The organism is Candidatus Binataceae bacterium (genome assembly GCA_036495685.1).
Classification (GTDB): Bacteria; Desulfobacterota; Binatia; order Binatales; family Binataceae; genus JAFAHS01.
On record DASXMJ010000047.1, the window covers coordinates 1 to 11,042 of the forward strand.

12 protein-coding genes are annotated in these 11,042 nt (G+C 60.9%); 9 read left to right on the plus strand and 3 right to left on the minus strand.

Annotated features, from left to right (window positions below; translation table 11 throughout):
- Together VGI36_05355 and VGI36_05360 are read left to right on the plus strand one after the other, a co-directional pair.
- Positions 1-825 (plus strand): hypothetical protein (locus tag VGI36_05355; GenBank protein HEY2484551.1); only part of this gene is annotated, 825 nt, incomplete at its 5' end.
- Entirely contained in the window at positions 809-1,252 is a 444-nt protein-coding gene (locus VGI36_05360) for a hypothetical protein (GenBank protein ID HEY2484552.1), read from the plus strand. The genes VGI36_05355 and VGI36_05360, both read left to right, overlap by 17 nt.
- 33 nt (positions 1,253-1,285) lie before the next feature.
- On the opposite strand, the gene VGI36_05365 is transcribed toward VGI36_05360, so the two are convergent.
- Together VGI36_05365 and VGI36_05370 are read right to left on the minus strand one after the other, a co-directional pair.
- Positions 1,286-2,098: a hypothetical protein gene (locus VGI36_05365; GenBank protein ID HEY2484553.1), complete on the minus strand. Its 813-nt coding sequence runs from the start codon at positions 2,096-2,098 to the stop codon at positions 1,286-1,288.
- Positions 2,025-3,413, minus strand: coding sequence for a carotenoid oxygenase family protein (locus tag VGI36_05370; GenBank protein ID HEY2484554.1), 1,389 nt, complete (start codon positions 3,411-3,413; stop codon positions 2,025-2,027). Before VGI36_05370 ends, VGI36_05365 begins: the two co-directional genes overlap by 74 nt.
- Positions 3,414-3,938: 525 nt before the next feature.
- On the opposite strand from VGI36_05370, the gene VGI36_05375 reads away from it, so the two are divergent.
- The 6 genes from VGI36_05375 (at position 3,939) to VGI36_05400 (ending at position 9,799) form a co-directional block, all read left to right on the plus strand.
- Complete coding sequence (locus tag VGI36_05375; GenBank protein HEY2484555.1) at positions 3,939-5,600, plus strand: SulP family inorganic anion transporter; 1,662 nt, start codon at positions 3,939-3,941, stop codon at positions 5,598-5,600.
- 77 nt (positions 5,601-5,677) lie between these two features.
- Entirely contained in the window at positions 5,678-5,923 is a 246-nt protein-coding gene (locus VGI36_05380) for a rhodanese-like domain-containing protein (GenBank protein ID HEY2484556.1), read from the plus strand.
- A 51-nt stretch (positions 5,924-5,974) separates the two neighbouring features.
- The gene (locus tag VGI36_05385) at positions 5,975-6,958 is read left to right on the plus strand and encodes a potassium channel family protein (protein ID HEY2484557.1); all 984 of its coding nucleotides are present in this window, start codon (positions 5,975-5,977) and stop codon (positions 6,956-6,958) included.
- Positions 6,959-7,281: 323 nt separating this feature from the next.
- Positions 7,282-8,214: a fused MFS/spermidine synthase gene (locus VGI36_05390; protein ID HEY2484558.1), complete on the plus strand. Its 933-nt coding sequence runs from the start codon at positions 7,282-7,284 to the stop codon at positions 8,212-8,214.
- Positions 8,211-8,819, plus strand: coding sequence for a fused MFS/spermidine synthase (locus tag VGI36_05395; GenBank protein HEY2484559.1), 609 nt, complete (start codon positions 8,211-8,213; stop codon positions 8,817-8,819). The genes VGI36_05390 and VGI36_05395 overlap by 4 nt, the downstream gene beginning before the upstream one ends.
- Positions 8,819-9,799: a M28 family peptidase gene (locus VGI36_05400; GenBank protein ID HEY2484560.1), complete on the plus strand. Its 981-nt coding sequence runs from the start codon at positions 8,819-8,821 to the stop codon at positions 9,797-9,799. The genes VGI36_05395 and VGI36_05400 overlap by 1 nt, the downstream gene beginning before the upstream one ends.
- Positions 9,800-9,828: 29 nt before the next feature.
- Here the strand turns inward: VGI36_05400 and VGI36_05405 are convergent, their stop codons facing one another.
- Entirely contained in the window at positions 9,829-10,476 is a 648-nt protein-coding gene (locus VGI36_05405) for an isoprenylcysteine carboxylmethyltransferase family protein (GenBank protein ID HEY2484561.1), read from the minus strand.
- A gap of 129 nt (positions 10,477-10,605) precedes the next feature.
- On the opposite strand from VGI36_05405, the gene VGI36_05410 reads away from it, so the two are divergent.
- Positions 10,606-11,042: alcohol dehydrogenase catalytic domain-containing protein (locus VGI36_05410; protein HEY2484562.1), on the plus strand; the 437-nt coding region annotated here is incomplete at its 3' end.

Sequence of the window (11,042 nt, forward strand, 5' to 3'; positions counted from 1 at the left end):
TGGGCCGACAACGCGGCCGAACTGTATGAAGAAGCGGTCGCGCGGCAATGGAGTTCCGCACGCGATATCCCGTGGTCGGAGCTGAAGCCCCTGCCCGACGATCTCGAGCGCGCCATGTGTCAGCTCTGCACCTTTCTCACCGAGGTCGAGTTCATCGCGGCTGACGCACCCACGCGCTGGATGAGTCAGATGAACCAGGACTTTTTCGAGGTAAAGATGTTCCTGGCCACGCAGGCGATGGACGAAGCGCGCCACATGGATGTGTTCCGCAAGCGCGCGCTCGCAAACGGAGGGGGCCTCGGAACCGCAAGCGTGCTGAGCGAGCTTTCGCTCAAACGGATCTTCGACGCACCCAGTTTCTCGGCACAGACTGGACGGCTGCACCTGCTGGGCGAGGGATTCGTGCTGACGATGTTCCGGCAGGGCGAGTTTATCGCTCCCAGCCGCGTCGACCAGGAAATCTTCCGCCGTTGCATGCAGGACGAATCACGTCACGTTGGCTACGGCACAATGCATTTGCGCGCTCAACTGAGGGCCAACCCCGACGTCGCCGAGGAAATTCACGAGCAGCTCGACGATGCAGAACGCATCTTGCTCGAAACCTTCAGCATCCCGGAATCGGTGGAGCCGATGGCGATCCTGATGGGTGGCGGCGTAAAGAATTTTGACAAAGGCATGGAGCTGCAAGGACAGCTGTGGCGACGAATCGTGCACGAATACCTGCAGCGTTGCGACTCGGCCGGACTCGATCGCCGTCCACGTTGCATACTGCCGACCGATTTCTCCAAGCTGGTCGATAGCCCGCAAGATGCCGTCGTTTCCTGAACCCGCCTGGTTTCTGGCCCTCGGCCGCCTGATGGAGGCCGAGGGCGCCCTCTTCCAGAGACTCGGCTTCGCCGAGACCCGCTTTGTCGTGCGGGTGATGCCCGATGAGGGGGAAAATGGCCGCGAGAACCTGGTGGGGGTGGTCATCGATGGGTACCGGCTCAGTGATGCGAAGTTAGTTGACCACCTCGAGTCGTTCGACGCCGATTTTGTCATCTGCGCACGACGCTCGGTCTGGAACCGCATGCTGCGGGAGATCGCGGAAACCGGGCGGCCTTCGCTGCGTCACACGCTGAGTTCGCTGGCGTTGATGGGTGAAGAGATGTGGCTGGAATCGAGCGATCAACTTCGCGAAGACAAGTTCTATCGCTACAACCAGACGCTGCAGGAACTCCTCAATCTCGCATCGCACCTACCGGCACAGTGAGCGAGGCTGCTGAATATCCGCCGCGTAATTCCTTCAGGCTCCCGAGACACCGACCAGCGGAAAAAGGTACTGGACGGTCTGAAGCAGCGAGCCGATCACGACCAGGATAGCTCCATACGCTCCCAGCCGGTAGTTGGGAAGCTCGTCTACCCAGGCTTCTATCGCGGGCGCGATAGACAGCAGAATGCCGCTCGCGAGGCCGGTGACCAATCCCACCTCAACCCCATAGACGAGCGCGTGGCTTTCTTGGCGGATTGCGCCGCTAAGTACCGCCGCCAGACCGATCGTTAGTGCCCGAGCCGCGCCGCGCTTCAGCACTGTGCGGTTTATCCGCGGACGTCCGGAGATGGTGGGCGGACCAATAATCAGATAGCTGGCAATCAGCGCAATCGCACAAAGTATTCCGAAACCGATTCCGAACGCTGCGTCTTTAGAGAGCCAGCCTGCCACCCCGAAGCTGGCAGCGCGTGGCAACGAGTACCCCAATGCCTCGCGAAAAGAATGCCTACCGCGGACGTTACGACGCTCGATCTCGACACTGAGGCTCGGACCGGAAACGAGCAATCCGGCCAATCCGAACCACATGCCCAGCGGCAGCCCGTAGACGACTGCGAAGAGTACGCCGTAACTGATGCTCTTGGTCACCGCGCGCAGCGGTCCTTTCTTTCCGCCCAGAAGATCGTAGGCCAAGTACAACCCACCGAGCGCATCCAGTATCACGCCGGTCAGACTCACAATGGGTATCAGATCGCGCCCCATGAAGTTGTGCCGCTCAGTTTCCGCTTCGAGTGGCCGGTCGCCAAATGCCGTGAAATCCGACTGGCACGCGGTGGTCGAGATGCGCACGCGCGATCGGTCCGCGCTCGAGCTCCTGGGCGTCGAATATGGCGAGGTGGCTCGTGTTGCGGTCTTCATCGAAGATGTTGGTGAGCAGATACCCTTCGCCCTCGCCCGCCCCTAGGTCTCCGGGCACGAACACCGGCTCCGCGACCGCACTGCGTGGCCCCGCGGCATAGATGCGCATCTGACGAGCCAGATGGTCGAAGCGGCCAACCCCGCGATGAAAGAGGTCCGCACTTCCGGGGCCGCCGAGGCAGGCAACGAATCCGTAGCGATACCTTTTGCCCATCCAGCGCTCGTCGACCCGCGGATACTCGCAACGTTCATCGCTTAGGATTTCCACGGAAAAATTTCCGGGCTTGGACCAATCGAATTCCCACCGCGTCAAGCGCTGGGTGGCACGGCGCGGATCGGTCGGCGCGCCGTCGGCCAGCGGGAACACCGCAACTTCCTGCTGGCAAACGTCCACCACGATACGGCCCCCTTCGTTGAAGGCGTTCATCGTGTGCCACGCCATGCTCGGCGGACCGCTGAACCAGCGAACCTCTTGAGCGTTCCCCCGTCGCGCAACCATCGCCACGTGGGTACCTCGCTCCGGCTCCCATGCAATTAACGGCCGACCTGCCATCGCGCGCCTGACCGACACCGTCACCGGACAAAACGCCACCATGATGAAATCCCGGGTCACCGCGAAATCATGGATCAGCGCCGCGAACGGTCCGGTGAGGCTCTGCGCACGAATCAGTTCACCCGCAGGTGAAGCGACATACAATTCGATGTCGTGGCTGATGCGTCCGGTAGGGAAATTTGCAAAGAACAGCATCTCGCCGGACTCGGGATCGATCTTCGGATGCGCTGTCATGTTGCGCGGCAATTTATTGTGAAAGGACCAGCGGCCGATCGTGTCGAGCGACGCCGGGTCCAATTCTATCGGCGCATGACCCTCTTCCAACGCCAGTAGCCTTCCCGCGTGCCAGACCAAATTGGTATTCGCGACGCCGTCGGTTCTCATGCCCGCTACGCTGGAATCGTTATCGCTCGGAAGTCCCGAGGTGCCGAACAGCGCGCGACCAGCCGCGTGCTCGATCCTCCATTGCTCGGTTCGCACCCACCGATTGCGGTACGCCACGCATCCGTCGCTGACGCGAAACGCGTGCACCATTCCGTCTCCATTCAGAGGGTTGTAAGTCCCGCGCGGTGGGAACTGCGGATTAGGTCCGATGCGGTAGAAGGTTCCGTTCAACTGCTGGGGAATCGTCCCTTCGACAACCAGGTGCGAGTAGTCGCATTCCATTCCGATCGACGCGAATCCGCGAGACATAAAAGCGCTGGTTAACAAACCGTTCTCCACGTATCGCTCCAACTCCGACGGGATTAGTTTAGGCTCACCCTTGCCTGTCTGCGTCGGAACAAGACTGTCAAGGTTCGCCGTCAGCGCTCGTTCAGTGACGCGACTAGATAAGGTCTGGGATGGTCGAACAGACGCCGAACCTAGCAACCACAATAGCCGCTCGCAATATGGCACTCGGGATCAGCAGCGGATTTTTTCTGAATTTTCTGGCCCAACACGCCCCGGCGAAAAAAAATTTTCCTGTCAATAGCCTGCGACCGCCTTCATCGGACCGACTAAGTGATAGGAGTCGAGCTCGGAGCGCGCTCCCGTCACGGAAATAGTTATCGACCATACGGGTTTTGATGGCTCGAGAGCTCTTGCGGAGCTAGTCGCACCGGTCCATTTGATTTTAAAGTTGTCGTTTCTTGTACCGGGGGTTGAGCTCGCGCGGCTTGACCAAACCACCGCGTTGCGCGTACCAGCTTGTCTGGCGCTTGTGCCGAATTGAGTCTGATGTCCACTTTTAGAATGTTCAGCGGCGTGCGGCCCGTAACTCGCGACAGCGCAATCCGCGATGCTCTGGCAGGATTCCAGCTCGCCGCGATGAATATTCCGCAGGCGCTCGGCTACACCAAGATCGCCGGTACCCCGGTTATCACCGGCCTCTACACGCTGTTGTTCCCCTTGGTGGCGTTTGCGGCATTCGGCTCCTCCCGATTTCTGGTGGTGGCTGCAGATTCCGCGACTGCGGCCATCCTCGCGGGCGGCCTCGGCGACCTGGCGCCGCTGGCCAGCCCCCGATACGTCGCGCTCGCTGGAACTGTCGCCTTGCTGACGGGCGGCTTTTTGCTGATCGCGCGATTGCTCAAACTGGGCTTCCTCGCCGATTTTCTCTCGCAGACTGTGCTGGTGGGATTTCTTACCGGGGTTGGCTTTCAGGTCGGCATCGCCGTGTTGGGCGAGCTGCTGGGGGTCGAAGTTCATTCGCAGCGGTCCATAGGTCAGCTGCTCGAGGTTGTCCGCGACCTCCCGCAGCTACGGATGATCACGCCCTTGATCTCGGCGGTGGTCGTCGCCGTTATCCTGGGACTGCGCGGGCTGGCCCCCAAAGCGCCGGGAGCGTTGATTGCCGTGGCCGGCGCGATCGCGGCCAGCATGTTCTGGGATTTTGCCGGCCACGGCGTCGCGGTCGTCGGTCCGGTGAGTGGTGGTTTGCCCCGCCTCGGGCTTCCCGCGATGACTTGGCATGACATTAACCAGCTGGTTCCGATCGCCGGTTCATGCGTCGTGATGATCGTCGCGCAGAGCGCGGCAACGGCGCGCTTCTATGCGACCCGCCATCATCAGCGGTTGGATGAAGATGCCGACCTGATCGGACTCTCGGCGGCAAACGCTGCGGCCGCTTTAAGCGGCACCTTCGTGGTCGATGGAAGCCCGACCCAGACCGCGATGGTTGAGGCCTCTGGCGGGCAGAGCCAACTCGCGCAGATTGCCACCGCGGCTGTGGTGGCTATCGTCCTGCTGTTCCTGACCAAGCCGCTGCAATACCTCCCGCGATGTGCGCTCGGCGCAATCGTGTTCGTTATCGCTGCCCGGCTTGTGGACTTGAGCGGCCTGCGCGACATCCAGCGCGAGAGCCCGGGTGAGTTCGCCCTCGCCTTGCTCACCGCCGCAATCGTGGTGCTGATCGGCGTCGAACAGGCGATCGTTCTCGCCATGGTGCTGTCCTTGTTCCGCGTCCTGAACCACAGTTATCACCCCCAGACCGGCGTGTTGGTGCAGGGCGAGCAGGGACTCTGGGAAACCAAGCCGGCCGTGGCGGAAGCTGTCACCGAGCCGGGTCTGGTTATTTATCGGTTTGGCGCAGCGCTTTTCTATGCCAACGCCGGCCTGTTTGCACACGAGGTTAGGATGTTGGCGCGAGGGTCGGCGGTGAGATGGCTCGTGGTCGATGCCGAGGCCATCACCAATGTCGATTACTCGGCCGCGCGGATGCTGCGCGAACTCAACCAGGACCTCAAGCAAATCAATGTCGAGTTTTCGTTTGCTCGCACCGCGACGTCGCTGCGGGCGGACTTGATCCGCCACCGCGTTATCGAGGTCATCGGCGAGGAACGAATATTCCCCCGTCTGCACAACGCCACCGCCGCCTTCAGAATGTCGCAGAGGAGCTGACGGAGCTGCTTGCCTGACGACCTGACACAATGAATGATGATGTTTGAGCAGCGGCTTAGGACCGCGCTCTTTGACCGATGCCGCCCGAAACTGAAACCGCGACGACCTCCCCGCACGTTCCGGCCATATCCCGCGACGAACTTCGCCAAGGGCTCAAGACTCGCGCACTCAAAGTGGTCGATGTGTTGCCGGCAGAGTCCTACGCGACCGGTCACATTCCGGGCTCGATTAGTATGCCCCTGCCGAGCGTCGCCAGCCATGCGCGCGAGCTGCTTCCCGATCTCAACGCCGACATCGCAGTCTACTGCGCCAAATTCACGTGACATCTGGCCGAGCAGGCGGTCGGCCTGCTGCATGAACTAGGCTATACCAAGGTGCGCGACTACCGCGGAGGCCTTGCCGATTGGGTCGAATCGGGCAGCGCCCTGGAGCGCGTGGCGGAAGCGACAACGACTGACGCGAGCGCGCTCCCAGCGGGACCGCGGTTGACCGCTTCGGTCGACGGGCTTGCGGGCGAGGGCCCGGCGCGAGTCCTGGAGCGGCAGCGGTGGAATGACTCCATCCCTGGACTCATCGATCGACTGTCAACCTTACAGCTTTTCCTGGTCTGGATTGGAACGGTTTTGCTGTGCGGGTTCGGCTACTGGGTGGGCGCCTTGGCAGGTGAGCACGGACTCATAGAAGGGAACCAGCCGCTCGGCATCGGCGTCCACGGTCTGGCCAGCTCACTATACTTCAGCTTCGTCACCGCGACCTCGGTCGGCTACGGCGATGTCCTCCCAGTCGGTTTCGCACGACTGATTGCAATCGTGGAAGCGGTAACTACGCTGCTCATCTTCGGGGCGGTAATCGCGAAGTTTGTCTCGCATCGACAAGATCGGTTGGTCGGCGAAATCCATCGCATCACTTTCGATGAACGTCTCGATCGAGTGCAAAGCAACCTGCACGTGGTCATCTCGGAGCTGCTGGAACTCACGACATTGTGCGAAACCCCTACGGTGCCGATGCGGCGCGTGGCTACTCGGCTGCATAGCGCCGTGTGGCTCTTCCTCAGCGAGTTGCGCACTACGCACGATCTCCTTTATCAGCCCCGGCTGATGGTGGAGGAAATCGTGCTGGCTTCGATTCTCGGCAACCTGGCCTCAGCCCTCGAGGTGCTCGCGGAACTCATGAGCTGCCTGCCGGCCGAGTTCACCCGCACCGATCACCTCGAGATAGCCCTGGGCTCCCTCACCCGTACCGCCGAGGACATCTGCGGCAACTGCGTACCGCACGAGTATACCCCAAGACTCATCTTCTGGATGGACCGCATCCAGGAAACCGCCAGACGAATCCACGTGGGCGCATCGAGTCCTTAGGGTTCGTGGGACACTAAGATTTCCTGCCCGCGCATCGCCCCGCGTCGATCGAGGCCATCGATTTTTGCGGCCTTGGTCCGTGACTTGGAACCTTATCCGCGCGCGGCGCGTCAGGGCCACCCTGATGGACGGCCGAGCGCGCCCGAGGTAACGGTCGCGCGTTTCCTCTCCCCGTCATTGACAGGCGGGCCGATGCGCCGACAAACTGTCCTACGGCATGTGCTCCTTCCGCTTTTTTGCAAGCGGAGCCATCGGCCACGGGTAGATCATCTTAAGGCGCCACAGAAACCCGATTGAACATCTGTTAGCTCTCTGAAAGCTTCATGAGCCGTTGGATTCCCCTGGGCGCCCTGGTGGTCGCCGCATTACTGCTGGTAACCGCGGTTCACGCGGACGACGCCCGCCAGCTGCTCGAGTCGCGCGACTCCCTTTACAACAATATCTATGTCTATCGGGAAGGGCCGTACGTCAGCATGACCTTCGGCTACAACCAGCACCTTTATGAAGAAAGCCTCTTCAACCCACTCGACGATCGCGAGCTTCCCGTCCCCTACACGCGCTTCATGACCGTGGGTCTCGCCTACCCCAAGAAGGTCAGCTCCATCCTCGAGATCGGATTCGGCGGAGGCCGCACCGCCTGGTACCTTCATCGTTTTCTGCCCGATACGGCGGTAACTTCAGTCGAGCTGGATCCGATGGTGATGCAGCTTGCGGACAAATACTTCGGCATCAAGCAGGAGCCCAACTTCAATGTCGTGGAACAGGATGGCCGGCTGTTCCTGACGTCTTCGCCGCGCCTCTATGATCTGATCCTGATCGATGCGTACCGCGGCCCGTTCGTGCCGTTTCAACTGCTCACCAAGCAGTTTTACCAGATCGTCAAGGAACACCTCAGCGGGGATGGCGTAGTGGTGCAGAATATCGAGCCGACCACCATGCTCTTCGATTCCGCGGTTAACACGCTCCATGGGGTCTTCGCGAACCTCGACTTTTATCCCGCGCAAGGCAATATCGTTGTCGTCGCTTACGATGGAAAACCACGGAGCCACGAGGAACTTCAGGCCATCGCCGCCGAGCGACAGGCCGCGCTTCATCTGCGTTACGATCTCACTCAAATGCTGGGCGCGCGCCGACCTTTGTCGACCGAGGGCAGCCTCGTCGATCCCAAGGCTGCCGTGCTGACCGACGATTTCGCCCCGGTCGAGGCGCTCAAGGCGATAGAGAAGCACAATCGCAAATGGGCGGCTAATAAGTGACCGCCCGCCCCTTATCCTTCTTTGTCATCTGCGCCAACGTCGCCGTGGTCGGCGCCGTCCTGATGGGTTTTGAGATGCTCGGGAGCCGCTACCTGGTCCCGTATTTCGGGGGCGGTATCAACACCTGGGCAGGTTTGATCTCCGTCGTGCTAAGCGGGCTGGCAATCGGCTACCTCATCGGCGGTACACTGGTGGACCGGCAGGCCTCTCCCCGGGTAATCGGAATTCCGGTCGCGCTCGCCGCCGCTTATCTGGCGCTGGTACCGCCCACGGCCGATCACGTCCTGCGCTGGGTAATGGACACGCTCGGCTACGGGGCGTTCGCGATTCTGTTCGCGTCTTCAGTTCTCCTGCTGGTGCCGTTTTCCCTGCTGGGGATTCTGTCCCCTGCCGCCGTGCGGCTGCTGATCCGCTCAACCGAAGAAAGCGGCCGCGTGGCGGGTGTCGTCTACGGGCTTTCCACCATCGGGAATGTATGCGGTGTGCTGTTCACGACCTTCCTGTTGATTCCAACCATCGGCGTCCGGCCGATCACCTACATCTACGCTGTCCTGCTGGCCGCTTGCGCGGTGAGCCTCCTGACTCTCACCCCGACCGAAGTCTGATGATCCGGACCGTCTCTATCATGTTCCTCGCCCTCTGCGTCGCGCCGAGTATGACCGCGATCGCACCGGTGCACGCTGCGGCGAGCGACTCGAATTCCGGATATGTTGTGCCCGCGCACGTGCTCGACTCGCATTGGAGCGGTGCGCGTGCGATGAGGGACATCGAAACCCAACTCTCGTTCGGACGACGCGCGATTGGGACTCAGGGGCACTCCAAGACTCTTGCATTCATCAGGCGCGAGCTGGCTAAGACGGCCGTCGACCAAGTCCAAACCCAGAGCTGGAGCGTCAACGACGACACCGGCGCGCCTCTGAATCTGACCAACCTGATCGCGCGCTTCTATTCGGCACGTCCAAATCGGATCATCCTAGGCACCCACTACGACAGCATCGTGCGCGCGTACGCCGACGCCGAAAACCGGCAAGCGCCGATGCCCGGAGCGAACAATTCCGCGTCCGGCGTAGCGCTGTTGCTGGAGACGGCGCGCGCGCTCAGCGCCCTGTCTCCTCCTCCCTACGGCGTGGATTTCGTGTTCTTCGATGGCGAAGAGGGACCCAGGTCCCTCGGCGCCGGCGATCCAGAGTGGCACGCACTCGGCTCGCCCCACTTCGCCACCCACCTCGCGGACTTTTACCCGAACCAGAAACCGTCCCAGTCAATAATCTTCGACATGGTCTGCTTCAGCGATCTGAAGCTGGTACCCGATTCCTCGTCAGTCTCGTTCGCCGGGCCCGAGGTCAATCGGTTCTGGACGATAGGCCAGCAAGTGGCTCCCTCGATCTTCGCGTCGACGAGCACCGGGCCGCTAATCGGTGACGATCAGATCGCACTCGCCCAGGCCGGCATCCCCAGCTTCCTGGTCATCGACATCGACTACGAACCCTGGTTCAACACCACCAAAGACACCATCGAGCGTTGTTCCGCCACCAGCCTTGAGGCAGTCGGCCGTACACTCCTCCGATATTTGTATTCCAGATAGGCGCTCGCCAAGCCGCACTCGCGGCGCTTTCACCAGACCCGCGGGATCAGCCGCCAGGGGACCGCAACGAGATAGTCCTTGTAGCCCGGAAGCTCCGCCCCAAGCGCACGCTCCTCGTCGAAAATTCGCAATATCAGTACAGGTGTTGAGATCAGAGGGATCAGCAGGCCCCACCAGGAACCCAGCGCGATAGGCATTGCGAAGATTAGTAGAACCGCGCCCGCGTACATCGGATGCCGCACGTACGCGTAGGGCCCGGTTGAGATCACGCGCTGCCCCGCTTCGACAGTGATCGTCGATGCCGCAAAGGAATTGGCGCGGAGCACCACCAGGAAAAACCCAAAGGTGGCGACTATGAGAATGTTCGCGATCACCACGACCGCGCCGGGAACGCGAGACCAAGCGAACCGATGGTCCAGCGCCGGCACGATCATAAGCGCAACGAACATCAAGAAGATCAGAGTAATGAGGACCTTCTCAATCGGGCGCGACTCCTCCCACGGTCCGAATCGCATCCGGCGCTCCAGCAATGGACGGTTGTACTTTATGAAATAAATCCCCATCGCGATCATCGAGAACAAGAACACGAGGCAGAAGAGCCATCCCTGCCAGAAATCAACGGTGCCAGCAGAAACGAAAATGAGCGCGAACAGAATGAGAAATGCGGCCGTTTGCACGGCTATTCTTTTTGCGAATGGGAACATCACGATACGCAAACTGTATGCGCCATCGATGTAAACACCTTATGCTGATCCTGAAGCGGGACGCGATGTTCCTGATTTTGGCAATTGCAAGGAGTGCCGAACATGAAAAAGGTAACCGTGAAGAGTGCAGGTGGACCTTTCGAATTGAACGACGAGCGGATCCCCGAACCAGGGAGTGGCTACGTCAGAGTCAAAGTTCAGGCCTGCGGCGTTTGCCACAGCGACTCTCTGACCAAGGAGGGCGCGTTGCCGGGAATCGCCTATCCCCGTTCGCCAGGTCACGAGATCGCCGGAGTAATCGATGCGCTGGGGCCGGGTTCTGATCCATGGAGGGTCGGCGATCGGGTTGGAGTAGGCTGGTACGGCGGACATTGCGGGAAATGCGAATCATGCCGGCGCGGCGATTTCATAACCTGCGTAAACCTGCAAATTCCGGGCATCAGTTACGACGGCGGCTACTCGGAGTGCGTTACGGTACCCGTGGTGGCACTGGCCCGCATTCCCGACGGACTCGCCCCTGAAGAGGCTGCTCCTCTTAT